This window comes from Acaryochloris sp. CCMEE 5410 (assembly GCF_000238775.2).
In the GTDB taxonomy this organism is placed as follows: Bacteria; Cyanobacteriota; Cyanobacteriia; order Thermosynechococcales; family Thermosynechococcaceae; genus Acaryochloris.
The window spans coordinates 197216-223195 of the sequence record NZ_AFEJ02000006.1; the positions used below are offsets into that span (position 1 = coordinate 197216).

The following is a 25980-nucleotide window of genomic DNA, read 5'->3' on the forward strand; positions in this document are numbered from 1 at the left end:
GAGCAGAATGTCAATTTTCCTCACAGGGTCCACATCTTTCTTGGATAGGCTTACTCTAAACGGTGGGGATGGATGCTGATGCCAAAAATAGCAATCACTCACGGGAGAAGGAGAAAGCAGTATGGAGACGCTAATTCGCAGGACGGAGAGACAGCGTAGCGTAGTAGCAGCAAACAACAACGTTTCCTGCTACTACATTAACAAAACCCAAGCAATGCAGGTTGTAAGGGTTGTCACTCTTCCTCACCAGTTCTTAGAACGTACCCTTTTGCCGAGACAGCAACTCCGGTTTGAAGCACTACCCCACGCAGAACTAGAGGTTTATACCTACTCGAACGCCACAGCAATACTCAGCGCAAAGATCCTGTGTGCCAGTCTACAAGAAGACCTCGGCTATAACTGGGTTACCCCCACCTCTAGTCTATGGGTAGAGATAATTTCGTCAGACCTACCAGTAGATAGTATGCAGCGCAACTCGTGTTCTTCGGCGTTGCTCAATGGCGAGATGAATTAAATGCAGGCCGATCATGATGTTTGGAACGCTCAGCAGGAAAGTGATCATGCTGAATTGAAGCGGCTTGCGGTTGAGGTTTAACATACCAGAAACAGGTTTGAAATAAGACCAATCGACTAAACCAAGCCCAACGAGAACGTTACAGGAAAAAGCAAGAAGAAAGTTAGGTAATACAGATTCTCAAGGGATTCTGAAAATATTGAGTTGTTTATTTTATTAGGCTCAATTGCAGGGTTGATACTGTTGGCGAATGTGCGCGGGGGCAATCATATCTCTGGCTTAATTCCCCGTTCTGGTCAGCCAGGGTAGCAAATCATGCAGTACTGGCGGTTTGACGGGGAGGTGGAGATTGTTCCTGTGAGTTGATTTGCCTGTACCAAAGCAATTTGTCTATTCTGTGGATATATACAGAAACATGCGTTCTTCTCCCTCCCCAACCCTGAGTCGGGAGGGATTTCATTGTTTATCGCCAGTTCTTATCAATTTAGTTTGTATCTGCTTGCTTAATCTCAAGAAGACTCATCAGAGGAACCCTTATGGCTAGAAAATCTAAAGGTTTTGGTGAATTACTCCATCAAAAACAAGATTTAGAGCAAACAACCGCTCAATCCTTCAAGCGGTTGCATAAAAAGGTTAAGGAAACAACTGGTAAAGACCTTATTAAAGACGTAGCCATTAATCCGAAGGGCGTTGCCAGAATGTCCGATATTTTAAATGAATTTATTGATCCCTACAAAGGAACAGCTTATGGTTTGGAGGAAGTGGAATGCTTGTTGAGTCTTGCTGTTGTTGCCTGGAATATCGCTTTATCACCGAAGGAGGACCGCCAAGAAGCAATAGAAAGCATGTTGTCAGCAGTCGCCTCTGGGATGGACCGAAAAAGTCGAGCGGATTTGCAAACCTTAATCCATGAGTTGATAGAGCGTAAAGACTGTTATTTTTCAGACTGTCAGCGCTATATTGCTAATTTTGACTTACAGTCTCAAGGGGATAGCTATTTCCTTTCAGTTGCTTCTTCTCTCGAAAAATAGACTTTATATTCTCTTCTCAATCATTGTGAATTGGATGGGTCTATTACTATGGGTGCTGTGATAAGGAGGTGGAAATCGTACCGATCCGTTGATTTGCATCTCTTTGGCAATCTGCCTATCCTTATGGTGTCTCTATTTTGAGCTTTTAAGCTTTAACACCCTCTAGCAGTGAGAATAGAGTCAATAGATTCATGCAGAGCATCAGCTATGTGCGGTCATCGTTTTGTGTTGCTACTCCTGATAGGTGGCTTCTTCCTGATTGCCAGCCTTCATCTCCGGCGACAGTAATTTTCCAATGCAACTTAATTCCTATCTCATAAACTATTCGTGAAAACCCTTATGGCTAGAAAATCAAAAGGTTTTAGTGAATTAATCCATCAAGAGCAGGATTATGGAAAAGCAGCCGACAAATCCTACAAGCGACTGCGACAAAAGGTCAACAAAACAGTTGGCAAAGATTATTCTGAGAACATGGTCATGAACCCGCAGGGCGTTGCCAAAATGTCAGAGATTTTGCAGGCGTTTGTTGAACCCTACAAAGAAACAGCCCATGATTTCACAGAAGTGGAAGGCTTACTAGGTCTTGCTGTACTAGCTTGGAACATCGCCTTGATACCCAAAAAGAATCGCCAAGAAGCAATGGACAGCATGTTACCTCAACTAACCGCTGAAATGGACCAAAACGATAAAGCGGATTTGCAAAGTCTAATTCAAGAGTTAATTGAGAGAAAAGACCGTTATTTCTCAGATTGCAAGCGTTTTATTACTAGTTTTGATTTGCAGCCTCAAAAGGATAGCTATTTTCTTTCAGTTGCTTCTTCTCTCGAAGAATAGACTTCGAGTGATATTCGCAACCATGACAGAATTCAGGGGGTTATCGCCATGGGCGCTGTGATAGGGAGGTTGAGCTGTTCCCAGCTAGAACAAGAGCAAGCTTCTCTTACCGCAATCACGACAACGGTACGGTCTGATTCTGATAACCAACAGCAGCTTTTCAGCACAGTTTTTATGTCTAGACCGTTTTAGGGCAGTGCTTTTACAGTGACTACATCTTTTAGCCATAATTTCCCCCAGGCTGGTTATCTCAAGTCTATAGGAAGGGGCCAGATAGAGGCCGTTAAGAGTAATACATAAACCTTTAAGCTGACTTAGATCTCTAGGGCAATTTGCCCATCTTTCTTCATAGATTATTTGTATCTTTCTGTAAGTGACCATGGTGAGGTGGAATATGATTCCAATCCGTAAAGCGAATTGATAGGCTAAAAATATGGAAAAGGAAGCCTATCTGACCCCAAAAGGCATTAGTGATGTAGATTGGGCCAATACACCCGAAAGCGTCAAACGTTTGCTCGTAGTGCTTTTAGAACGGATAGAGCACCAAGAGAAGCAATTGAAGGCGCAGCAAACTGAGATTGATTGGCTCAAAGAACAATTGCATCGCAAGAGTTCAATCAAACAAAACCAGTTTGGTCAAACGCTAGGGTCAACTCTGCAAGATTCTACCGTGAGCTAGGCTGGCGGGAAGTCTCCGAACAGTTTAAGAATGGCAATGCTGGCCTGTCGGTGAAGATGCTCAGAGAAGAAAAGACGCTCGCCACTGGGCAGGTTTCGGGGCTGGTGTTGGGTCGATGATGGGCTTGAGATGATGCGGAAGTAGGCCCCCCGAAACAAGCAAAAGTGTAGCGTACTTTAGATCGGCAATGTCGCCTTCGCAAAACCGGGCTTTTGCTCTGCTCCCTGCCTTTAACTTAGGGATGTTGCACTATTGGATTCTTTTGAGCTTGGTTCGAGTTTTGGGAATGGTATCGGGTTTACTCTTAGCCACTATCTCAGCATCAGGGAATTTCTGGAGTACTGGCCATCTATGCTCACCCTGGCAAATCCAGCCGAGCAATATATCAGGCTCATAAGATGAGTGACTCATCCCAGGATCCACCATGACAGGCATCGGCGGGCAATAATAGCGGATGATGATTTCATCAGATTCCATTGATCACGGTTGTGGGGTTTTTGGCATGTGCGCCGAGCAAAGCTCTCTTTGTACAAGATATTCAACTACATTTTTAAGTTCCTGCATACGGGTGTCAGTGGAAAGAGCTACCCATTGCAAAGGATAAATTTGGGCAACCGGAAATTCACCACTCCAGTATTTATAGGTTTACTCAAAGCTAGGGATATGTTGCTTAGCGTTAACGGGCAGCTTGCGGTAGCACTTGGTACAAGTCACGCCATCGTCCTTAGTCGGATATTCCCAACCAAAGCTATCTCGCTGGGGTGGCGTTGCACCACACAGCGCAGGAGTGCGCCACTCGCCAATTTTGTCTTTGCCTAAAACCGCATGAACGATTGAGCCTTGCTTGGTTTTGACATGGGTGTAGAGCTGTTTATGACCTTTTCCCTTGTTCTTTCGAGCACTTGAAGCTGACTTAGAGTTGGATTTAGATGCAGGTGCGCTCTCTAGAGTGGTCGATGCAATCGCCTCAGCAGTCAACGCCACCACACCAGCTTCCCTGGCCTCTGGAACCACTACTGGAATCTCATCAGCTTGTTTCAGCGATGAGATTGCCTGCATTAGATGGGATATCTTGTCTCGCCGCTGAATCGAGCTGAGGACTTCAAGGTATTTTTCACTGCCGACTCGACCACAGGCGCTCAGAACACTGCCGTTCCGCAGGCGAGCATACTCATAGCCTGTCTTTGAATGAGTCGAAATATCCAGGTGAGCACCGGGATCAGCAACCGGGCCAGAGGCTTTAATCTGGGCCATCAACCCCTCTAGCTGGGCAATGATAGAAGAAAGCATGTTGTATTTTTTGGATTCTTTTACGACAGCTCGATACAGAAGCACTCCAAATCACTTCACTTTAGCAATTACGTCGCAATTTTTCTTGTTTTTTTACGACTATATACAGAAGCCAATCAGCTAAAAATGGGTCCTGTTCAATATCGGTTCAAATGGGGTAACACTTTCACTTTAATACAAAGTTCTGAAAAGCTTAATTAGCAAGTATTCTAAAGATTTTGACCTTGTGAAAAGTGTTACCCCATTTGAACCGTACCACCAGGTTGATTACCTCGGCTACTCAACTTTACTTCGTAGATTTAAAGTACTTTTTGAAGATTCGGGAAAGCTCATCATGGAAGCCCCAACCCATTTCAGAGGTACTTTGAACAATACTTTTTGCTTGAGCCAAGTAGTTATCTTGCAATCTATTTTTAGATACTAGCTTGGCCGCCCGTTCAAACAAATCCTCAAATGCCATATAGAATTTCTCATCGATATCTCCGTAAGCCAATGTAAACTCCACACCTGTCTCGACACAAAAGTAGATAAAATTAATCACCTGATCAGTACTTGTCGCTTCTGCTTCGACTTTCTGAACCATCTGATATGCGATTGATGGGTTGCCGTCTCCATGATCCCCAACAGGGAAAAATTCAGAGCGAACATACGCTTTGTAATCATCAAAGTCGCGGTCGGAAGTTGTGATACCAACTTTTGAGTTTAAGAAACGTTCAGCGGCAGCATTATCCTTAGCCAGTTCTATAAACATCCCTATGAGTTCATCTTTTGAGCAGTTCCTGAGATATTTTTGAATGGTTCGTGTTTTCATAGAATGTTAATGTGTGCCCAGAACCTAAACCTATTTATCGAAGACTGCAAGGTCTGATTCATCTACCAGGAAATCAATGTATGAAGAGAAACAGAGCATTGTGGACAATGATTCAGTTCTATGACCAGATAGGGTAACACTTTGAACCAAGGTTAAAGTCTACATCTGCTTATTCAACAAACATTTAATGTTTGACAATTGAATGTGAGTGTAACTCTATTTTGAGTCATGCTCAATTCTAAAAAATATGTTTCGTAATGCTAAATCTCTGGAGCGAACGAAAATTTAATCCCAGTATTTGAATCATGTCTGACGAGAAAAGAAAGAATCAACGCCTTCAGAAAGCTCAAACCTTACGTCAAACCCATGAAACCTGGTCAGGAACGTGTGGTCGTGCTCCCTTTTGGATTGTGCCTGACGATATCGCTCCCTATCGTCCTTTTTTGTTCTGTTTAGCCGATGAGAGTTCAAAGGTATTGCGTACCAATACCTTTGAACAAGAACCGTCCACCAACGAGATATTTGCAGAAGTTCTCCATGGCATTTGCCGTCCGATGTTGGGATCCGGTAGAGCCCGCCGTCCAAAAGTTCTGTTCCTTGACAATTCTGATCTTGTCGATGCACTGACACCCTTACTCTCAGACTTAGGTGTTCGCTGTGAATTCCGCCATTCTCTTCCCATTCTCAAAGAGTTACTTTACTCAATGGAGAAACAGATCAATCGGCGCGAACCTATTCCGGGGTTATTAACGATCCCTTCTATAACCAAACCTTTCTTGGGACATCTTTATGAGCTGGCTGCTGATTTTTACGCTGCCACTCCCTGGTACTGGTTAAATGATATGAATCCAATAGCAATTTGCGTCACTCCAGATAAAGAGCCTCGCTATGCTGTCGTTATGGGTAGTGGCGGAGAAATTTTTGGTTTGGCGGTCTATGATAGCTTGGATGATTTACTTGCAATTTATGACTCAAGTCTGTCAAATCAGCAACTAACCAAGAAATCTAGCACGCTAGTACTCTTTTTCGAGGAAGCAAGAGCCATGGGGTTTGAAGATCTTGATGCTATGGAAGCAAATGATTGGTCAGTTGTTGACGAGCTAGGCTACCCGATTTTCGGACGCAGCACCCCATCAATGGAAATTCGAAATCCTTCCAAAGCAGATCTGTTCTGGATGGAGGCTGCTTTAGCTGGTATCTTGAAATACCTCCGTAAACATACTCCTGTGGAGTCCTTTGACTGGATTCCCTCAGATGAGACTATTAGTGTAAAACTCACTGGCGGAAAAACGCAAACCAAACTACGATTTCCTGATTTGAATGAATTACTAAGTGGGCACCTCGATTAATTTCCCTGGACCGAAGTTACGTAACATCGATGATAATAATTCAGGTCTTTCCGGTAGGCTCGTCGGGTGCAGGGAGATCTTTTATCTCGCAGCAAATCGCTCAGAACATCACTCTGGCCATTTCATATCAATGGAACGGTTTTGGTCGCTAAGGTTGAAATCCTTGTTCAGTATAGGTTATAGATATAAATATAAATGCTTATGGAATACCTAATAGAATCAAAACTCTGAAAATTCATAACAACAGCACTGTCCCACTTTCGATGCTTGGGCAGTTTTAGAAAAGTTTCTGAAAGCTATATAGAGCAATAGATATAGGATTCTAGTGTCCCAGATTGGTCAGTTGAGGGACAGTCTACTCTTGATCACCGTTCAGGAATCTGAACACCTTAGCGACCAAAACCGTTCCAATAATATTAAATGGCCCATACTGGCAATTACCTTAGAAAAATTGCCAGTATTTCTCGCGGGTAGAGCTACTTAATGAACTACCAACCACAGAATTCGTTTATCCTCCTACTGATATAAACCTAATAAAAAACTCCAACCATTCGTTGGAGTTTCTAGAGGATTTATTTGTTCTAAGAGGTGGAGACGTTTAGAATCAATGTGTTGCACAGTGAACATGAGTTTTTGGAAAAGCAATATTCATTGTGCAAATTTGCTTTTGTAAGTAAGACTACCCTTAGGCAAGGGCCATACCAGAGGTCTTTAGAAAGCCAACCAGGTCAGAAGTTGACCAATAATGCCTTTGCCAGTAAGAGCTTCAGTAATTAAGGCTAAGGTAAACCCAATCATGGCGAGTCGCCCATTCCAAGTTTCGGAAAAAGCGCTAAATCCAGTGAAAGAAGGCTGAGAATTCATAACAATCAAATCTCCCTTAATACTTGGTTCGTGGATGTGAGCAGCAGAAAGCCAGTTGGCAGGCTTACATCAATCCCCAGAAATGGAGAACACCTTTTCCAGTTACTAATTCAATAACGATAGCTAGATAGAAGCCCACCATCGCTAGGCGGCCACTCCAAGCTTCAGCAAAGGGATTAAAGCCAAAAAAATTGTTAGATGTATTCATGACTGTAGACTCCGTAAAAATCATGTGTGTTGTGGTCTTATGTGGATGAATGTAACAAGATTATTACAGAAAGTCAATGAAATCTTTGAGTAGAGTTACAATTCCTTGACTTTTACCAGATTTATGTATACTCAAACACTTTTCTGAGATTACTAATATTAGACACGAGTTCGGGGATTGATGCGAGATTGCGATCGCATTTCCAATACCAAGCCCTAAGCACGAAGCTCCAACACCCTTACCTAGGTAACATAAAGTCCTTGCAGAACTTGAGGTTTTAGAGCTTCAAAATCATTCAATGGTATTTCATCAGAAGGATTGCAGAGCTTCTTTAGTAGCATCTCCAGCATTGGGTTTTCACTGTTGTAGACCACTTCTGCCCTCGTGTTGTCTGACTGGCAAAACCAGGATTGAGATGTAAATCTAGCGCTGATTTTCTCTCCTTAAAAAGGCACCCCATCAAGCGGAGCCTGAGGCTGTCCTTTTAGGCCATGCTCCAGCAGAGTTTTAGAAAGTTTATAGAGATATGACCGCAAGTTATAAACCCGGTCATACCTCTGGCCATCGTCGCGCCATTCTAGTAACCCCTTGTATAAGTTTTGGGCCGTTCCTTCCAGCCCTGAGATATACGGCGCAAGACTGGCAAGTAGGCCATCCATAAGGCTTTTAACCTCGTCTAGTTGTATATCTGGTGAACGGAAATCAGGATCCGAGCCGAAGCGCTCAACTATTCTTTGCGCCTGCTGTAAGGTCTCTTTTAGAGTTTCGGGTTGCATTGCTGGAAAGCTCCTAGGTCAAAAATGGCATGTGTACTTAATAGATAGGGCAGAAATGCCCTATACCAAAATTACCGGGGTAGACAACACCGTTAGGTTAGGCAGGCTGAGCGGGGCTTATTGATCCGAAAAAGTGACATGCACAATCAGATTTGTTTGTACCTTGTAGTACTCACAAATACGCTTCAAATTTTTGATAGATGGTAGATGCTCAGGATCGTTGTACAGGTTGTACGCAGTTGCCTGTGCTAGACCTACGTCTTTACCAAACCGATAGGGAGTTATACCCCTTTCGTCTAAGAAGTCTTTGATAGTGGGGTTTACGGGGCAATGGAACGATAAACAACGCTAAGGCTGTAACGCTTGTGGGGCATGGCTTCTAGCCTCAGATTTTTCCTAATTCTTCATGCTAAAAACCGCTACAACCTTTACTGAGTATGGCGTTGAAGAAACTGAGATTTTGAATTTGCATTATAGTAATCCCTGAAATACTTACGGGTAGGCATTTACAGGAATATCTTGTTGGTGTTGTGAGTATTTAGTTTATAGTCTGCTGACTGACTACTCCGGGGTAAACCAATTAGAAGAAGAGTGTGTCTATTTTGAATCCTTTATCTTCTGAGTTGACCTATCAATTAATCAACTTTTGTAGAGCCTGTTTAGCGACTTTTTCAGCTCTGCTTGAAGTCACCTTTTGATAGCGCAAAGTCGTCTGTAAATGTTGATGTCCCATCAAGGCCCTCAACTCCTCGATTCCCATTAAACCCACTCGCTCCGTGGCAAAGGTATGCCGTAGATCATGGAGCCGTAGCCCCTCCAAGACCGGATCCTGCTCAGTCAATTTTTTCCAGCTTTTATAGATGGTTGTATAGCTCACACGGGTTATCAATCCTGATTTGGGCTGTTGTGCTGTAAATAAGGCTGGAGAACTGGGGTGTCGATAATATTGAATGTATTCCGCTAATACTTGTGCGGCATCATCGCTGTAGAAACACCACCGGCGTTTATTGCCCTTACCCACCACTTGAAACTTACAGTCTTGGAGATCAACATTGGCGAGATCCAAAGCCAGTAGTTCAGCAATCCTGGCCCCCGTGCGATGAAGCAAACGGACCAGTGCGTGCATGCGTCTATCTGGTTTAACCCTTTGATACAGCCGTTGCAATTGCTGAGGGGTGAGATATCGGACTAACTCGTCTGTCCCAGACTCTCCTTGTTGTACATCAGGTTTACGTTGCTTGAGATGAGCAATGGGATTCGATTTGATATGCCCTCGTTCCAAAGCAAAGTTCAGCAAGGATTGAAGAATCGCCTGGTGACGCCGATGGGTAGTGTAGGACAACTGCTGGAGACTGTTGAGGTAGTCTTCAAGTACTTCCCGTGTCAGTAATTCCAGTGGTAGGCTGCCATACTGCTGCAGCAAAGGAAGAAGGGTCAACTCATAGGACTTGAGAGTGCTAGCAGCGTAGCCTGGACGGTTGAGAAATTCAGTCGCTACTGTAGCTAAGACCTTACTGGACATGGAGTATATTTATTTACTCTAGAAGTAGATAATAGTGTACTACTGCCTTGTTGTTTCACTACATTGGTTTGATGTCGTCAGATTGGTCTGCTTGTCCTCCTCACCCCCAAGAATCCTTAAAGGATTATGTCTGTCGTCTTCGTCAACAGCAGAATTGGACTCAGGCCCAACTCGCTACAGCTGCAGGGGTACATCGCCAAACCATTGGCAAAATTGAAAAGGGACAAACTCAACGCCTCAATCAACGGGCGAGAAACGGCTTGGCGTTTGCTTTGAGCATTCCAGCAGAGTATCTGGATGCCCTCAGCCAAGGTAAACCTATAACCCCAGTCTCTTCAGTCAAATTCTGTCCTCAATGTTGGCGACCAGGACAGACGCCAGATCCGATATGGACAGATTTACGGAGTCATTTTTGTTTTGCCTGTGGGACTCGCCTCATCAACCAGTGTGCTCAGTGTCAGCAACCGATCTTGTCCTTGCAATTCCGCTTTTGTCCCTATTGCGGTAAGGCTTATCAGAGCAAAGCGGTCAGTTCAACCTAATGCCGGTCAATTTTCTCAATGAGTCGGAGCGCACTCACCTTAGTCAGATTCCTGCAGACATCCTTGAGATCGATCTCAACAAATATTTCACTTTGACACCAGAAGATATCCAGCAGGTTAAACGGCAACGGCAGCCCCATAACCAATTGGGCTTCGCGATCCAGTTGTGTACGCTGCGATTTTTAGGCTTTTGTCCTGATGATTTGCAACAGACACCCACTCAGGTTTTAGAGTTTGTGGCCCAGCAGATTAACATTACCGTCGAGCATCTGCAGCGGTATGGCAAGCGGGCGCAAACCCGCACTGCCCATTTACAGCAAGTGCAGCATTACTTGGGTTTTCGAACTCCCAAATCTAAGGACTTAAAGGCACTGGGGAAATGGATGTTAGAGCGGGCATTGGAACATGACGAACCTTTGCTGCTATTCCAACAAGCAGCGGAAAAACTATTGGCACAAAAGTTGGTGCGTCCCAGGATAACTACGATTGAGCGGATGGTAAGTACAGCCCGCAACCAAGCCATGAAAGTGACCTACCAGATGATGAAGCCATTGGTTAAGGCCTCAGGGCGAAAATTTCTCAACGATCTGCTCAAGCCCGAGGGAGACGGTAAGGCGATCCGATTAAGTCGATTGCGGTGGCCGGCCACCAGTAATTCAGCCGCTGAAATTTTGAGAGTCATTGAGAAGATCAACTTTCTGCGCAGCCACAACGTTCATCAATGGGATGTCACAGAGTTTAATCCGAATCGACTTAAATTCCTGGCTCGATTAGCTAAAAAGACTAGCATCAAGTCATTCAAGCGAATCCCCGTAGAACGGCGGTATCCGTTACTGATCGCTTTTTTGCAGCAACTGCTAATCGAGACTACGGATGAGGCCATCGATCTATTTATTCGTTGTTTATCAGATGCTCATTCCAAAGCTCGACGAGAACTGCGAGACTTTCGCCAAAAAGAAGCGGTCGCGATCAATGAAAAGGTCATGCTCCTGCAGCAGTTAGGTGGAGTCATCTTAGATCCAGCGGTAGAAGATCCTGCAGTGCATATTCTCACCAACTTCTCCACCCCTGTGGAGGTTGACTTCTCCGGTCGAATGGCAGTAACTTCTCCACCCCTATGGAAGTTATCTTCGCCAGTCAAGTGGCAATAAACTTCTCCACCCCTGTGGCAACAACTTCGCCGGATAAGTGGCAGTTAACTTCTCCACCCCCTTAACCATCATTTCGACAGGTCATTATCCCTAGCCAGGCCAACCTCTAAACTTCTGTGCATTAGCCAGAGGAATGGAGATTGGCAATGGCCTATAAACGTCAAGGAGCAACCCTGTCGATGAGTAAATTTCGCGAAATTATCCGTTTACATGAACTCGGCCACAATAAATCGGAGATCGCTCGTAGCTGCTTCATCTCCCGTACCAGTGTCCGGGACTATCTGCGCCGTGCCCAGGGTCAATCTCTCAGTTATGACCAGTTAAGCCAACTGAGTGATAGTGATATCCAGCATTTGCTGGGAAAAGGTCAGCGTCAGTCCTCCCGTAAGAAGCCAGCGATTGACTTCGAATATGTGCATCGAGAGATGCAACGCAAAGGGGTCACCCTGGGCCTACTGTGGATGGAGGGTAAAGAGAGAGGAGACTGGAACTGTAGCTATAGTGGCTTTTGCCGTCGATACCGTCAGTGGAAAAAGCAGCACTCGCTATCCATGCGCCAGATTCACAAGGGAGCGGAAAGATTTTTGTGGACTACTGCGGTATGACGGTGCCGGTGGTCCATCCCAAAACCGGTGAGGTGACTCAAGCTCAAGTATTTGTAGCCTGCTGTGGAGCGAGTAACTACACCTATGCAGAGGCGACCGAAAGCCAAACCATCAAGAACTGGCTCGGATCTCATCAACGGGCCTTGGCCTTCTTTGGTGGGGTGCCGGTCGCTATCGTTCCAGACAACCTCAAGTCAGGAGTCACAGATCCGTGTCGTTATGAGCCCGGTATCAATCGGAGTTATCAGGACTTTGCGGAACACTACAACGTGATTATTCTGCCCGCTCGCCCCAAATGCCCTCGGGATAAACCCAAAGTGGAGAATGCGGTACAGCAAGTGGAGCGTCATATCCTAGCGCCATTGAGAGATCAGACCTTTACCAGTTTCAAGCAACTGAATGAAGCGATAGCAGCGGGACTCGAGAAACTCAACCATCGGACCATGAAATCCTATGGTCTATCCCGTCGAGAATTATTTGAGCAAGTGGACCAACCGGAACTGAGGTCCTTGCCCAGCCATGCGTTTGAGTTTGGCGAATTTAAAACTGCGAAAGTGAGTTTTGATTATCACATTGAGGTGAACCGCCACTATTACAGTGTCCCTTATGGCTATGTGGGTCAATCGGTATCGGTCAAGATTACGGAATCTTTGGTGCAGATTTTCCATGACCATCAGCGCATTGCGGTACATGAACGTTCCAGCGTTTCATTTCAGCATTCCACGCAAGAGGGGCATATGCCCCCGGCACATTTGGCTCACAAAACCCAATCGAGAGAGACCTTCCTAGCTTGGGCCGAGAAGGTTGGACCGGCCACGAAGCAGCAAGTGATAGAGATCTTTGAGAAGAAAGCCCATGACGAACAAGCATTTCGAGCCTTAAAAGGGGTGCAACATCTGAGAACAACCCATGGTGCTGAAAGGTTGGAAGCCGCCTGTAATCGGGCTAATGCTATGGGGATGGTGGGCCAACGCTATCTCAAGTCCATGCTCCAAAACAAACTTGAATCCGACCCCTTACCGGATGAAACCCATAAGGTGATTCCTATTCACCATGCCAATGTCCGAGGGTCCGAATATTATCAAGCGACGTAGGGGAGACAACGATGCAAGCAATGATTGAACAGCTACAACAAATGAACTCACCGGCGTACTCGAAGCTTGGCGAGAACAGCAGGCGATGCCCACCTATCATGATCTGTCCTTCGATGAACGACTGGCCTTGATGGTAGAGCGCGAATACATCCGGCGTCAGAATCAACGGATGCAACGCCGACTCAGGCAAGCGCGACTGCCGGTGCATGCCACCTTAGATGCCGTGGATTTCGATGTCCCAGAGGACTCCGTAAAATCCAGTTCCTTGAATTTGCTCAAGGCCATTGGCTCCAAGAAAACCTGTCATTGATTCTATTGGGGCCGACCGGTGTAGGGAAGTCTTTCTTGGCGTCGGTCCTTGCAAATCATCTGTGCAAGCAAGGCCATAGCGTGCGCTATATCAAAACCGCTGACCTGGTGCTGGAGTTGAAGCTGGCCAAAGGAGATGGGTCTTATCCCAAACTCCGAAAACAATTAGCGGCCTACGATCTATTGGTGCTGGATGAATGGCTTAGAGATCCCCTGTCTGTCTTTGAAGCTCGAGAAGTACTCGATATCCTAGACGAGCGTTTCCGTAAAGCCTCCTGTTTATTCGCCACGCAAATGCCCCTGGAGCAATGGCACTCACAATTCAAGATCCCACCCTCGCCGATGCCATCCTCGACCGGATTATCCATGATGCGATGAAGGTCTTGCTCCGAGGAGAATCCATGCGGAAATTGACCAGCAAACTGACCCTGAAGCCAGAAGGAGAACTGAGTAATGACCGTTCACATGAGGAGAAAACAACGAGAGAAACGATCCCAAGATCTAACCTTAAACGCACAAGGAGAAGAAGGATGAAAAAAAGGAGGGACAGATACATGAATAGACCGGATGAGATCACGATCTTCCATTCGTGATATGTATGAATTCAGAGCTGATTTTTTGCCTATGAATTGCAACCCATAATTCCATATCTACCTGTCGAAAATGGTTGGCCAATATTTTTTTGGTTGGGGGTGGAGAAGTTAGTGCCACTCAACCGGAGAAGTCGTGATTATGCAGCATGCAGTGCGATCTGACATTTTTGAGTGTGTCTCGCCAGAGCAGCTGCAGGCTGCCCTGGCAGATTGTGAGCGAATAGTTCGGCCTGCCAAAGATGAATCCTATGATTACTTTGCCAATCGCTACAGCTATTTTCGTCAGTTTGCACCTGCATTTCTGAGCACCTTTGAGTTTCACTCTCATCGCCAAGATGATCCGCTCCTCAAAGCCATCAATCACATCCGTGAATTAGATACTGGCGGCCAACGGCAGATTTCAGAAGACGCGCCTATGGAGTTTGTTACAGAGGCTTGGCAGGAATATATCTATGACGACCAGGGGCAGATAAAACGCCGCTACTATGAATTGTGTGTGCTCTGGGAACTCCGTCATGCGTTAAGCACCGGTGCTCTTTGGATTGAAGGGGCACGCCGCTACGCGAATCCAGAAAGCTACTTGATCCCAAAGCAAAAATGGGAGGAGATGCGCAGTGAGTTTTGCCAATTCACGGGTCTACCTGAAACTGGAGCAGAACGATTGGCCCAGTTGAGTGAGCAATTAGAAGCAGAGATGACAACATTTGTTGACACTCTCCAACAGAATCCAGATATCCGCCTAGAAGAGGAGCATCTTGTCATTTCTCCCCTGGATGCGGAGGAAGAATCTCCACGTCTTCAGCAATTGAAAGTCTTAGTTGAACAATGTATGCCACAGGTTGAGTTAACAGAACTGTTGATAGAAGTGGATGAATTGACTCACTTTAGTGATGCTTTAATCCATACCGGAGGGAATGCAAATCGCACAGATAATACCAAGCTGCACCTCTATGCCTCTTTGCTTTCCCAGGCGTGTAATTTAGGGCCAGCGGCAATGGCTAGAGGGGCCGATCTGTCCTATGACAGCTTGCTTTGGCATACCAACTGGTACTTAGATGAAACCAATTTACGCAATGCCAATACGATGTTGGTGAACTATCATCATCAATTGCCCTTAACTAAGGCTTGGGGAGGCGGAACCCTATCCTCTTCTGATGGACAGCGATTTCCAGTGGCGGTCAAAAATGCTAAAGCAGTGCCGTTGCCCAAATATTTTGGTTATGGCCGAGGCGTTACGTTTTATACCTGGCTCTCAGATCAGTTCTCCCAATATGGAATTAAGGTGATTCCTTCCACCAAAAGAGATGCGACCTATCTACTTGATGGAATTCAGGATAATGAAACTGAGTTGACGATTTTGGAACATACTACTGACACCACGGGGTATTCGGAGGTCGTATTTTCCTTTTTTGATCTGTGTGGGTATCGCTTCTCACCTCGGATTCGCGATCTGGCTGACCAGACATTGTATCGCCTCAGTAATAAGTTTCCGGATCCGCTCCTCAAGCCACTCTTTCAGGGCCGGTGTCAGCAACAGTTCATCATCGATGACTGGGATGAGATGCTACGTACAGCAGCCTCACTCAAGTATGGATGGGTCAGTTCTTCGTTATTGATGAATAAGCTACAATCCTTGCCAGACCCCCATCATCTCTTGAGAGCATTTCATGAATACGGGCGGCTATTGAAGACTATTTTTATCCTGCAGTATCTCAATAGCAAGGATTATCGACGGCGGATTAACCGTCAGCTCAATAAAGGTGAGTCGGTGCATACTTTACGCCGATATTTTGTCATTGCTCAGCAAGGTGAATTACGAAAACGGCATCAAGAAGGATTAGAAAATCAAGCGAGCTGTTTGACCTTAGTGACGAATGCTGTGGTGGTCTGGAATACGATCTATCTAAATGCCGCACTAGAGTACATCGAACGGCAGGGCTATGTCATAACTGAGGAGGATAAAGCACATCTCTCACCGGCACGATGTGGACACATCAACCCCTATGGAAAATTCAGCTTTGATATCCCTAAAGTGCAGAGCTTGAAAGGGTTACGGCCACTGAATGCTATTAAAAAAGCAAACTCTCAAAACTTCTAGCCTATACTCAGTAAAGGTTATAGCGATTTCAATCCTGAAAAGCCAGTAAAAATTGGAGGCTAGAATCCATACCCCACAAGCGTTACAGCCTTAGCGTTGTTTATCGTTCCATTGCCCCGTAAACCCCTGATCGGCCTTCGGCCATCGATATTTGCTTTGCTTAGGGTGGTCTTGCCTGCGCCGCTACCTCCAGATATGCCGATGATTGTTGGGGTGGTCATGGGTGGAAGTAATGTAGGATCTCTGTACAAGAGATTAATCAGACTCTATTAATGATTCAATTTGCTGAATTAGTGATTCCAGCTTTTTCCTTTTCTTAGAATCTTCCCAAACTTTTGATTTTCCTACCTCTTTCGAAATAGTTTTCCACTTTTCCTTGTAGGAGGTTATCTCATGAGCTGGTTGTTTAGATTCCTTGATTGACTTAACTCTGTCGCGAATTTCTCTAATCGAAAGATTCTTCTTTGAAACTTCGCGCAGTAACTTAGCCCTTAATTTCTGGTCTTTGACTTTGGCTACTGCAAGCGCTTTAGTGTACTCAATCTTGCCTTGGCGGATAAACTCAAGAACATCCTGTGGCAACCGCAAGAGCTGTAGTTGATTTAATGCAAATGAGCGCCATCGGATGTTTAAGCTTTCACAAATTTGCACAACAACATCACTATCTTTTTGTCCTATAACGTTATAGGACTGACGACGGACATCATTGTCCATTTGCTTAAATAGAGCTATAACTTCCTCTTGGGACTTCTGTAGCTCAACAGATAACAAAGCTAGAACTGCTTCAACTTCCTCAACTGGATTCAAGTCTTCATGATGCTTATTTTCAATTAGCTGTAACTTTAGTAGATCTCTAGTGTTAGGTCGATCAATGATGCGGACAGGTAATTCTTCTAATCCAGCAATATCTGAAGCTCGATACCGTCGCTCACCAAACACGAGCTGATAGAATCCTGGTTTATCAGGTAATTCAAAAACAGCCAAATCTTCTAAAATTCCTTGCTCTTTAATTGTCATAGCAAGACTATCAAGTTTTTCAGAGTCAAAGTATTTTCGAACTTGATCATCATCTCGGACAATTCTGGAACGATGAATAAGTTGATGCTTGTAGCTAATATTACTGCTATGGCTATAAGTCTGTTCAGTAGAATCTGCCTGGTCTTCTTCAGTTTGCAAAGTTGCTAGCAGCTTATTAAACTTCCCCATTTATGATCTCCTTGCAAATTGCAGTGTATTCTTTCCATGCAATCCCAGCACGTCGGTCGCTGACTTGATTTACAGCTACCCCTTCAAGAGCAGCCTTTTGAAAAGCCACCAGTTCTCGCACTTTACCTTTGAATAAAGGTAACCCAGCTTCTTTTAGCATTTCTCTTGCCTCATCACCATCCTTACGAGGAAGAGATGGAACCCTAGTTAGTAAAATTTTGAATTGCTCTGACCCCAGCGACTGAAGCAATGTGACTGATTGAAGCAATGCATCTAACGACAACACATCGGGCGTAGTAGGAAGTATTAATAAATCACAACCATCTACTAAATCTTGAAGATCATCTTCAGTAGGGCGAGCTTGAGTATCAATAACGATATGCTCATACTTCCGCGCATATTTTGCAGCTTGCTGTTCACCTACAACTTTAAAGGGCAAGCCATTTCCGCGTTTTGACCACCTGGATGCAGAACGATTAGGATCACCATCGACAAGTAGAGTATCCTTTTCGATCTGAAGACTAGCTGCAACATGAATTGCTGTTGTTGTTTTACCAACACCACCTTTGAATGAAGCTGTGGTGATAATCATTGAAAGCCAAGCTAATCAACAAGGAACAATTTAGCGCCTTCGTAAGCGGTTGTCCATAACGGAAAATATTTAGACGCAAAATTTAGGACAGATAGAAATACGAAACGCTCGCCTCGGGGCAGTTTCGGGAGCTGATGTTGTGTCGAAGATTAGCCTGCGATGATGCGAAAGTGGGTGCCCCCGAAACTCGCAAGAGCTTAGCGCACCACGGATCGGCAAGGCCGCCTTCGCAAAACCAGGCTTTTGCTCTGCTCCCTGCCTTTATTTGAGGATGCTGCATTATTGGGAAGGTTTAGCCAGATTTGGAATCATTTTCACCAGAAGAGAAGCAGCCTGATTCTGCGGATCAAGCTGAGTTGCCTTGGTTGCTGATTGCAAAGCCGCTTGATAATCCTTGAGAATCAATTGGCTTTGAGCAAGATTGACATAAGCTTCTGCGCTCTTTGGCTGTAGTCGGGTAACTTGGGCAAAATCATCGGTGGCTTCCTGGTAATTCTTGGCATCCAGGTGGAGGATTCCACGAAACGAGTAGGCAGTGGCAAGAGATGGATCTAACTGGATCGCCTGATTGAGTTCTCTCATTGCCCCCTCAAAATCTTTCTGCTCAAGGAGAGAAGTCGCTGCGGCGAAGTGCGGGTTCGTTAAAGGATTAGGGGATGCAGTCGCTAGTGGTGAATGGCTGACCAATGCCATTCCCTGACTGATAAAGAGGAAAGCAGCTATCGCCGCAGTGAGATAGGCATGGACTCGTTTGCGATTCATGTACTGCCCCCTCGATGTTTGTGCCCTTCATTTTACTCCCACTTCTAGCCTGGTTGAACCGCCCGGAATTCCATCTCTTGCACCCAGACATAGCTGAAGTCTTCAAACTCTTCCCCAGGTGAGATTAGAGTTGCCGATCCATCCTGACTAGCAATAAACTCTTTTCGCCATAACTCCCAAGCATAGATGGATGGCAGCTCCAAGTCAGAGCAATACTCAAGCCAACACTGTTGCTGGAATTGTGAAATTCCACAGTGAACACAACTCTGTTGAACTTCGACCAATCCCAAGTCAATCATTTCTTGAATTAGCAAAGGGTTATGGGTCGGTGGTTCCCCATTGCCCATAACAGGAGATTCAAATGATAGCTGAAGCGTTTCATCAGGGTTCTCTTTTGCCAGTCGCAAGATTTCCAATTGCACCTGGGTTAGAGAGGGGATCAAGACCATGCATTGTCCTCGTTTTGTTGAAATACTAGCGCACCCAGATCGGCTATGTCACTTGGAGTAAAAGCATGGTTTTGCCCCAATGCCTGCCTTTAATTGGAATCATTGCACTACTGGAGGATTGAGTCTTCACACGGTTGAATTGCTTGGACTCCTATTTCTTGAATCCATACATAGCTAAAATCCTCAAATTCTTCCCCAGGTATGGCTACTCGTTCCGAGCCTTTCAGCCTAGCAATAAATTTATCTCGCCATATCTCCCAGACAAGAGTAGACGGATACGCTAAGTCTCCACTGAATTTAGCCCATGATTTCTTTTGAAACCGTGAGAAATCGCAACGCATTTGCTTGGACTGAACTTCAATCAAATCCAAGTCAATCAGTTTCTGGATAAGCGCTGTATACCCTGCTGGAGGTCCACCATAATTGATGATTGGCAATTCGCAATATAGCTGAATCGTCTTACCAGGATACTTTTTGGCAAGCCTCAAAATCGCTAATTGTTTTAGGGAAAGGGTTGGGATGCAAACCATTCGATTAATCCGCGCTAGAAAAATATTAGCACCACTTCGCTCCACCTTCTAAGGTTTGCGCCTATCTCACCACGTACACATCCATTGCTGGAAGCGGATTTCCGACGTAAAAAATAGAACATCTTAGATTAAAGAAGGGCATCCTAAATGTATTGGGTGGAGCCATTTTTTATGAGCTTACCTCTATGTGTTACGGGAGAAAAAAGTAAATGAAAACTGTTTTAGTAGTAGATGATAGTCCGGCTGAACTAAAGCTAATGTGTCTATATTTAAAAGAAGCTGGCTATCTTGTTATTAGCACAGATGATGCCAAAGAAGCTGTGACAAAAGCTGAAACTCAAAAGCCTGATCTTGTCATTACTGATGTGGTTATGCCAGAAATGAGTGGGTTTGAGTTGTGCCGAACTCTAAAGAAGAGTGAAGCGACTCAGCAATTACCTGTGATTATCTGCACGACAAAGAATCAGGATTTAGATAAGCTCTGGGGTAAAAAGCAAGGAGCAGATGAATATGTCACTAAGCCCTATACCCGTGAAGATTTTCTAAAAGCCGTTCGTTCTGTTCTATAAGCAATGAATTGAATAGTAGCTCTTATGCAATTGGTGAGGTTGTCCCATTTTGGATACCTGACACGATACCAAGCTACCAATCACCCAGCCTTTAGATTCTTCTAAAGGCTGGGTGATTGGTATGAGTATGATTAGGAGGATTTAGCAGCTTCTTGCTTCATCACATCAGCCAGGGTCACCCTCTTGGTTCCAGTCCGACGCTTGCTCCCACCACTAGCCACAGCAGGAGTCGGGTCTTGAGGTACAGCCAACTCATCATCCAGTGGGTCAGGATCAACAGGTGGATCAAGGACTTGGACAGTGGATTCATCCTCTATGATGATGGACTCATCCTCATCGACGAGGACAACTTGCTCCAGGTCTTCCGTAATATCAGGAGCCAGATCCTCAGCCTCGACTCCAGAAGCATTGTCAGTGATATCGTCATTCGATTTCGCTTCTTCCGTTCCGGTAGCTTTGCCAAAGCTAGGGAACTGAATTGGCTCGTCGTTCAAGATGGCATTAGTTTGGTCCTTGAACCACTGAAGTGCTTGATCATGTAAATCCCAGTGGGCATCAATACGATCTGTGACATGGCTCTTGAACAACTTCTGGACGAGAGCAGACTGCTTCGCACAACCATGCTTGTAGACAGCCACAGTTCGTTCCTTGACCTCCTCAAAGATCGGTCCGTGCTTCTGGCTCACTTTGGACAGGCCCCAGGAGCAGAGAGCAGTGAAGTTTTTCCAGCCCTGGATCTCCTTGCGGATGACGAACAGGAAGGCTTTGTTTGCAGCTCGGCCCACTTGGGTAGCGGCAGTGTCGATGACTTCGGTGTGGTCAGCTTGTTGGATTTTGACAGAAGTGATGAGCTTCATAATTTTTGTCCTTTAAGAATGAATAGTGGATAGGGCACGACTGGCATGTGCAACCGAGTCGGCCATGTGGATATAGAGAAAATGCAAGGGGGTTGTTTTGGCCTCGCATGAGAATATACCCTCGGGAAAAATCAGGCTCGATGGGGAGCCGTCATGAGGTGGATTTGGAGAAAATACTTTGGGTGGGAGTGGCCCCTTTTCGGCCCGATCTAACGTTCACGAGGACGGGCGTTTATCGAGGAGCCTTCTCGCTGATTTTCAGGGATATCAGGAACCTTTTCGATATAATCAGTATAAATCCCCTGATATTAGCAATCAAGGGGAGAATACTAGGGATTTATTATCTATTATCGGGGATATATAAGGAGATGCTAGTGTGCTTATGCCACCTTTGTGCGGAGGTCGATGTAGGTTTTGCGCTGGTTAGGTTGCGTTCAAGAAATTGGCTGTTCAATTTCTAGGCACTCAAATGTATCAAGCAGTTCATTGACTTTCTCTAGTCGTTTGGATAGCGATTCATTAGGACTGTTATAAATGCACAGATCTAATTCCAATTCTTTCAACATTCGCTCATACAGGCGATCACATGTTTGCCAAAATTGCTTGATCGCAACTTCACACTTTGCTTTCTCATCATGCAGGGCAGGATCGATCTCTATCGGAGGGAGACCACGCATTTGTCTATCCAATCCACTTATTCTATTATCAAGAGTCTCTTCTCTACCGAACACTTTTTGGAATTCTTGATATGCAGGCACGATGGTTAGGCCCAGCTTTTCAATGTGGGCAGGAACTAGCTGCCACTCACTAAGGTTATGTACATCAAGTATTAAAGACCTATAAAGTTTAGGCTTCGGTTGTAGACGCAGAAACTCTGGTTCAAGAGCGACTCTACTAATACCCACTTCAACAATAAAATGGATGGTCCCATTCACCTCCTCTCGAAAGACCTTCTGTTGTTGCTTTTTCTTGAATAGAGCAAACATAGCTTTTCTCCCTTGATTGGCATATTACCGGAAAATTTTGGTTGAGTCCTTATTTTTAGGATTGTTGTCAGAGCGCATGATCTACAGTGGGAATATACCCCCAGCAAAAATCGATGGCTTACTCTCTCTCTGCCACGAAGCTAACCACCTACAAGCAATGCCCCCAGGCGTACAACTTTAAATACGAGCGGGGCCTCTCTTCACCCTCAGCTTTCGGCTCTCCTAAATTTGGCAATGCCCTACATGGCGCACTCGCAGAAATCTACAGAGATTGGAACTACGCTTATCCCCTGCCATCATTGGATTGGTTTGCTGTCTGCTGGCAGCAGCATACCGGAGAGCTGACCCCAACCCAGATTCACGAGGGCTGGATGGCATTGCAGCTCTACTATGAGCGATACGTTGCCCCACTACCCATGATCCGCAAGCCCCTTGGAGTGGAGGCGAAGCTTAAGGCCAGTTTCCAGGTGAATAATATCGAGTTCTCCCTCTCTGGAAGATATGATCGGTTGGACTTTACCGATGACGGACTGGAGCTGATCGACTACAAAACCAGTAAGACGATTGCACCCTCTGATGAAATTGATTTACAGCTAGGACTCTACTACCTAATCCTGGAGCAGACTTATCACAAAGCACTCCAAAAATTAAGCTTGATCTACTTACGGCAAGGCCAGAAAATCACGTTTGATGTGACCCCAGAACATCATCAGCAGGTTCGAGAACTGATCGGGGACATGGCGTTGAAACTGAGGGCAGACCAGGACTGGGAGCCAGAGGAGGGACAACATTGCGATCGCTGTGGGTATCAGCGGTATTGTCCTGCCAGGACGAAGAAGCCAGAGCCATTACCAGAGGGGACTCGGGAAGGGCGGCAGGTACAGTTGTCATTGGGGATTTAGGATGTTGAGGAGGAAATATTGCTTTCTCTTTCTCGATGATTTTTTGAGGTGATGCTTATCGGGAGAGAAAAATAGCTTTGTTTGGCTACACCGTCAAAGTACAGATATTCGACGGCGTGGAGATCGAGAATCGAAATACTTTTTCCCTCCCTAGAAATACCCTGGTTACTTGAATTGACAGACATTGGTTTTAATCCTGTTGATTATCTCTGTACTCAGCAATCTTGAAATCGGCTTCAGTGGACTGGTTGGGGCCAGAAAATTTGCCGTAAGTCATCATTTTTCCTTGGACTGAATTACTTTGCGTCTCTGATGGTTCTGGCTTAAGTTGTAAGTTTTTGGTCATCACTTATCTTCATCCTTACAGAACAATCCCACCTCCTTAGACCCATCTTCGACAACAACATCAGGTTGGGGGATGGTTCTTCTGCTCGGTACTACGAACAGGCCAGCTTCCTTAACCTTATAAGGTGTTGGAATATTGATGAAATGGCCAGTGCAATCTGGTCTTATTTTGTCTCTACTTTCCATTTTTTCAATCCTTTTGATAAATCTTACTAGGAATATACCGCTTGCAACTCGAAACAACTCGAACTTAATAACAACTGCGGCTGATGGAATCTCCCAGCAGAAAAACGTGGACGAGTTGCTGCGCAAATGCTATCGGTACTACCCAATGAGCGCATCCCACGATTAGATATGCCTCTGGATCTCCCGTGAAATAGTAGTCGAGGTAAACCTTACACTTATTCGCTACTTCAAAATACGCGAAACCCAACTTATAAAACTGAGGTGGGTTTCTCTCCAAATTTACAAAGCCTTCAATGCCAACCTCTGACCGATCAAAGCGTTGGATTTCAATGTTCAAATTTCCCGGCCCAAATATTTCCAAAGTCTGAAACTCCAAGCCGACTTGAGTCTCAGACTTCAGACCCACTCGCCACCCTTCAATCTCTTCTCTCTTCATCGACAATCACCTCCATCACTCAAACTCAGGAAACTCCCGCACTCGAAGATCCTGCGGCCATTCCTCGGCATCCCCACCCTTCCCTGAACGGAACTTGGGAACCCCCACAGGATTGCTGCCGAGCTGCTTGATAAACACGGGGACTTCCGCTGATTTGCATTGGTCCCGTATGGAGCGAATCCAGTCCACATCACAAGGCCGAGCGCCAGAGCAGCCACCAGAGCAAGGTGTAGCTATTCATAATTGCCTCCTGAGTTTTCAAATTCCAGGTGGAAACTGAAATCTTCGTGGCTTCAAAAATGTGAGGATGACAGGGAATCAAGGCAACGTTGCACAATCATCTGCATTACGGGTGGGGTGACAGCGTTGCCAAGCTGCTTGACCTTCTCGCGTTTATTTCCCAAGACTTTGTAATCTTGAGCAAAGGCCATCGCTGCCTGGATTTCATGGGGCTGAAGCATACGGAAATAGCAGTCTTCAACAGAGATGGAATGATCCGGTTGCACCAGTGCATGGCGGTCGCCGGCAGTGATGGTGGGAATGGCAGAATCCATGCCACAGACCTGATCTGAGCCGCTGTAGTAACTAGCTAGAAAGGGTTGAACTAGGCCGTGATGGCCTCCCCCAGCAGTGACCGTACCTAGCGGCTTCTCCAACGAGTGAAATAGACTATGATTTCGGAGTGTCACCATGAAAGGTTGCACCAGGGAATTATGGTCAACTGTGGTGATTGTGGGCAGTGGGTCACGGATGCAAGCAGCCTGCGCCCCGGTGTAGTTCCGCACAATAAACGGTGTTGCCAAGGCCATTGTTTGGCGGGCGGTTTGGGTGGGTAGAATCCCCTCTGCAGCATAATCACGACTTCTCCGGTTGAGTGGCACTAACTTCTCCACCCCCAACCAAAAAAATATTGACCAACCATTTTCGACAGGTAGATATGGAATTACGGATTGCAATTCATAGGCAAAAATTCAGATCTAAATCCATACATATCACGAATGGAAGATCGTGATCTCATCCGGTCTATTCATCCATCTGTCCCTCCTTTTTTTCACCCTTCTTCTCCTTGTGCGTTTTAGGGTTAGATCTTGGGGTCGTTTCTCTCGTTGTTTTCTCCTCATGTGAACGGTCATTTCTCAGTTCTCCTTCTGGCTTCAGGGTCAGTTTGCTGGTCAATTTCCGCATGGATTCTCCTCGGAGCGAGACCTTCATCGCATCATGGATAATCCGGTCCAGGATGGCATCAGCCAGAGTGGGATCTTGAATTTGTGAGTGCCATTGTTCTAGGGGCATTTGCGTGGCAAATAAACAGGAGGCTTTGCGAAACCGCTCGTCTAGGATATCGAGCACTTCTCTAGCCTCAAAGACAGATAGAGGATCTCTAAGCCATTCATCCAGCACCAGTAGATCGTAGGCAGCTAATTGTTTTCGGAGTTTGGGATAGGACCCATCTCCTTTGGCCAACTTCAACTCCAGCACCAGATCAGCGGTTTTGATATAGCGGACGCTATGGCCTTGCTTACACAAATGATGGGCCAGTACGGCCGCTAAGAACGACTTCCCTACACCGGTCGGCCCTAATAGAATCAATGACAGATTTTCTTGGAGCCAATGACCTTGAGCAAATTCAAGGAACTGGATCTTACGGAGTCCTCTGGGGACATCGAAATCTACAGCATCTAAGGTGGCGTGCACCGGTAGTCGAGCTTGTCGAAGTCGGCGTTGCATCCGTTGATTCTGACGCCGGATGTATTCGCGCTCTACCATCAAGGCCAGTCGTTCATCGAAGGACAGATCATGATAGGTGGGCAAGGCCTGTTGTTCTCGCCAAGCCTCCAAGAGGCCCGTGAGCTTCATGTGTTGCAGCTGTTCAATCATCGCTTGCATGAC

Annotated in this window: 31 protein-coding genes and 1 pseudogene; 13 read left to right on the plus strand and 19 right to left on the minus strand. The window is 45.6% G+C overall.

What is annotated here, in order from left to right:
- Nucleotides 1-121: 121 nt before the first annotated feature.
- The 4 genes from ON05_RS35695 (at nt 122) to ON05_RS35710 (ending at nt 3058) form a co-directional block, all read left to right on the plus strand.
- Nucleotides 122-514, plus strand: a complete 393-nt coding sequence (locus ON05_RS35695) for a DUF1830 domain-containing protein (protein WP_010480701.1) — start codon at nt 122-124, stop codon at nt 512-514.
- A gap of 536 nt (nt 515-1050) precedes the next feature.
- Nucleotides 1051-1545 carry a hypothetical protein gene (locus ON05_RS35700; RefSeq protein ID WP_010480703.1) on the plus strand — a complete coding sequence of 165 codons (495 nt, stop codon included), beginning with the start codon at nt 1051-1053 and terminating at the stop codon, nt 1543-1545.
- Between the two features lie 339 nt (nt 1546-1884).
- Nucleotides 1885-2379, plus strand: a complete 495-nt coding sequence (locus ON05_RS35705; RefSeq protein WP_010480705.1) for a hypothetical protein — start codon at nt 1885-1887, stop codon at nt 2377-2379.
- Between the two features lie 433 nt (nt 2380-2812).
- Entirely contained in the window at nt 2813-3058 is a 246-nt protein-coding gene (locus tag ON05_RS35710) for a hypothetical protein (protein WP_010480706.1), read from the plus strand.
- A gap of 645 nt (nt 3059-3703) precedes the next feature.
- Here ON05_RS35710 and ON05_RS35715 read toward each other — a convergent pair.
- Nucleotides 3704-4348 (minus strand): hypothetical protein, encoded by a 645-nt coding sequence (locus ON05_RS35715; RefSeq protein WP_010480708.1) that lies wholly within the window; start codon nt 4346-4348, stop codon nt 3704-3706.
- A gap of 286 nt (nt 4349-4634) precedes the next feature.
- Entirely contained in the window at nt 4635-5159 is a 525-nt protein-coding gene (locus tag ON05_RS35720; protein ID WP_010480709.1) for a hypothetical protein, read from the minus strand.
- 305 nt (nt 5160-5464) lie between these two features.
- On the opposite strand from ON05_RS35720, the gene ON05_RS35725 reads away from it, so the two are divergent.
- Nucleotides 5465-6508 (plus strand): DUF6930 domain-containing protein, encoded by a 1044-nt coding sequence (locus tag ON05_RS35725; protein ID WP_010480710.1) that lies wholly within the window; start codon nt 5465-5467, stop codon nt 6506-6508.
- A gap of 711 nt (nt 6509-7219) precedes the next feature.
- On the opposite strand, the gene ON05_RS35730 is transcribed toward ON05_RS35725, so the two are convergent.
- The 5 genes from ON05_RS35730 to ON05_RS35750 form a co-directional block, all read right to left on the minus strand.
- Nucleotides 7220-7372 (minus strand): chlorophyll a/b-binding protein, encoded by a 153-nt coding sequence (locus ON05_RS35730; protein ID WP_010480711.1) that lies wholly within the window; start codon nt 7370-7372, stop codon nt 7220-7222.
- Between the two features lie 64 nt (nt 7373-7436).
- On the minus strand, nt 7437-7580 hold the full coding sequence (locus ON05_RS35735; RefSeq protein ID WP_039782002.1) for a chlorophyll A-B-binding protein: 144 nt from the start codon (nt 7578-7580) through the stop codon (nt 7437-7439).
- A 443-nt stretch (nt 7581-8023) separates the two neighbouring features.
- The gene (locus ON05_RS35740; protein WP_010480715.1) at nt 8024-8356 is read right to left on the minus strand and encodes a hypothetical protein; all 333 of its coding nucleotides are present in this window, start codon (nt 8354-8356) and stop codon (nt 8024-8026) included.
- A 117-nt stretch (nt 8357-8473) separates the two neighbouring features.
- Nucleotides 8474-8668: a helix-turn-helix transcriptional regulator gene (locus tag ON05_RS35745; RefSeq protein WP_071826402.1), complete on the minus strand. Its 195-nt coding sequence runs from the start codon at nt 8666-8668 to the stop codon at nt 8474-8476.
- Between the two features lie 319 nt (nt 8669-8987).
- Complete coding sequence (locus ON05_RS35750; protein WP_010482428.1) at nt 8988-9878, minus strand: tyrosine-type recombinase/integrase; 891 nt, start codon at nt 9876-9878, stop codon at nt 8988-8990.
- Nucleotides 9879-9949: 71 nt separating this feature from the next.
- Between ON05_RS35750 and ON05_RS35755 the strand changes: the two genes are divergently transcribed.
- The 6 genes and pseudogenes from ON05_RS35755 (at nt 9950) to ON05_RS35780 (ending at nt 16270) form a co-directional block, all read left to right on the plus strand.
- Nucleotides 9950-10420: a double zinc ribbon domain-containing protein gene (locus ON05_RS35755; protein WP_039782493.1), complete on the plus strand. Its 471-nt coding sequence runs from the start codon at nt 9950-9952 to the stop codon at nt 10418-10420.
- On the plus strand, nt 10420-11571 hold the full coding sequence (locus ON05_RS35760) for a DUF4158 domain-containing protein (RefSeq protein WP_010482425.1): 1152 nt from the start codon (nt 10420-10422) through the stop codon (nt 11569-11571). The genes ON05_RS35755 and ON05_RS35760 overlap by 1 nt, the downstream gene beginning before the upstream one ends.
- A gap of 146 nt (nt 11572-11717) precedes the next feature.
- Nucleotides 11718-12176 (plus strand): hypothetical protein, encoded by a 459-nt coding sequence (locus ON05_RS35765; RefSeq protein ID WP_262562662.1) that lies wholly within the window; start codon nt 11718-11720, stop codon nt 12174-12176.
- Nucleotides 12158-13270: an IS21 family transposase gene (gene istA, locus ON05_RS35770; RefSeq protein WP_262562663.1), complete on the plus strand. Its 1113-nt coding sequence runs from the start codon at nt 12158-12160 to the stop codon at nt 13268-13270. Before ON05_RS35765 ends, istA begins: the two co-directional genes overlap by 19 nt.
- 11 nt (nt 13271-13281) lie before the next feature.
- Nucleotides 13282-14141: pseudogene (gene istB / locus ON05_RS35775) on the plus strand (IS21-like element helper ATPase IstB).
- Between the two features lie 170 nt (nt 14142-14311).
- The gene (locus ON05_RS35780; protein ID WP_262562664.1) at nt 14312-16270 is read left to right on the plus strand and encodes a Tn3 family transposase; all 1959 of its coding nucleotides are present in this window, start codon (nt 14312-14314) and stop codon (nt 16268-16270) included.
- Between the two features lie 255 nt (nt 16271-16525).
- Here ON05_RS35780 and ON05_RS35785 read toward each other — a convergent pair whose 3' ends face one another.
- From ON05_RS35785 to ON05_RS35805, 5 genes are all read right to left on the minus strand, one after another.
- Entirely contained in the window at nt 16526-17476 is a 951-nt protein-coding gene (locus ON05_RS35785) for a ParB/RepB/Spo0J family partition protein (protein WP_010481593.1), read from the minus strand.
- On the minus strand, nt 17463-18068 hold the full coding sequence (locus tag ON05_RS35790) for a ParA family protein (protein ID WP_010481594.1): 606 nt from the start codon (nt 18066-18068) through the stop codon (nt 17463-17465). The genes ON05_RS35785 and ON05_RS35790 overlap by 14 nt, the downstream gene beginning before the upstream one ends.
- Before the next feature lie 279 nt (nt 18069-18347).
- Nucleotides 18348-18830, minus strand: a complete 483-nt coding sequence (locus ON05_RS35795) for a tetratricopeptide repeat protein (RefSeq protein ID WP_010481596.1) — start codon at nt 18828-18830, stop codon at nt 18348-18350.
- 44 nt (nt 18831-18874) lie between these two features.
- Nucleotides 18875-19279: a hypothetical protein gene (locus ON05_RS35800; RefSeq protein WP_010481598.1), complete on the minus strand. Its 405-nt coding sequence runs from the start codon at nt 19277-19279 to the stop codon at nt 18875-18877.
- A gap of 107 nt (nt 19280-19386) precedes the next feature.
- A complete protein-coding gene (locus ON05_RS35805; protein ID WP_039782244.1) occupies nt 19387-19809 on the minus strand; it encodes a hypothetical protein in 423 nt (140 codons plus the stop codon).
- 209 nt (nt 19810-20018) lie between these two features.
- Between ON05_RS35805 and ON05_RS35810 the strand changes: the two genes are divergently transcribed.
- Nucleotides 20019-20378 (plus strand): PleD family two-component system response regulator, encoded by a 360-nt coding sequence (locus tag ON05_RS35810; RefSeq protein ID WP_010481601.1) that lies wholly within the window; start codon nt 20019-20021, stop codon nt 20376-20378.
- A gap of 131 nt (nt 20379-20509) precedes the next feature.
- Here the strand turns inward: ON05_RS35810 and ON05_RS35815 are convergent, their stop codons facing one another.
- The gene (locus ON05_RS35815; protein WP_010481602.1) at nt 20510-21235 is read right to left on the minus strand and encodes a hypothetical protein; all 726 of its coding nucleotides are present in this window, start codon (nt 21233-21235) and stop codon (nt 20510-20512) included.
- Between the two features lie 434 nt (nt 21236-21669).
- Nucleotides 21670-22221, minus strand: coding sequence for a hypothetical protein (locus tag ON05_RS35820; protein WP_010481603.1), 552 nt, complete (start codon nt 22219-22221; stop codon nt 21670-21672).
- A 113-nt stretch (nt 22222-22334) separates the two neighbouring features.
- Here ON05_RS35820 and ON05_RS35825 point away from each other — a divergent pair, with 113 nt between their 5' ends.
- Nucleotides 22335-23123 (plus strand): PD-(D/E)XK nuclease family protein, encoded by a 789-nt coding sequence (locus ON05_RS35825; protein WP_010481604.1) that lies wholly within the window; start codon nt 22335-22337, stop codon nt 23121-23123.
- Nucleotides 23124-23313: 190 nt separating this feature from the next.
- Here ON05_RS35825 and ON05_RS35830 read toward each other — a convergent pair whose 3' ends face one another.
- The 5 genes from ON05_RS35830 to istB (ON05_RS35850) form a co-directional block, all read right to left on the minus strand.
- A complete protein-coding gene (locus tag ON05_RS35830; protein WP_175307306.1) occupies nt 23314-23469 on the minus strand; it encodes a hypothetical protein in 156 nt (51 codons plus the stop codon).
- A 249-nt stretch (nt 23470-23718) separates the two neighbouring features.
- Nucleotides 23719-24090 (minus strand): hypothetical protein, encoded by a 372-nt coding sequence (locus ON05_RS35835; RefSeq protein WP_010481608.1) that lies wholly within the window; start codon nt 24088-24090, stop codon nt 23719-23721.
- 15 nt (nt 24091-24105) lie between these two features.
- Complete coding sequence (locus ON05_RS35840) at nt 24106-24279, minus strand: hypothetical protein (RefSeq protein WP_085945268.1); 174 nt, start codon at nt 24277-24279, stop codon at nt 24106-24108.
- Nucleotides 24280-24383: 104 nt separating this feature from the next.
- Nucleotides 24384-24971, minus strand: a complete 588-nt coding sequence (locus ON05_RS35845) for a DNA cytosine methyltransferase (RefSeq protein WP_010481610.1) — start codon at nt 24969-24971, stop codon at nt 24384-24386.
- Between the two features lie 142 nt (nt 24972-25113).
- Entirely contained in the window at nt 25114-25977 is an 864-nt protein-coding gene (gene istB, locus ON05_RS35850) for an IS21-like element helper ATPase IstB (protein ID WP_262562667.1), read from the minus strand.
- Nucleotides 25978-25980 lie beyond the last annotated feature (3 nt).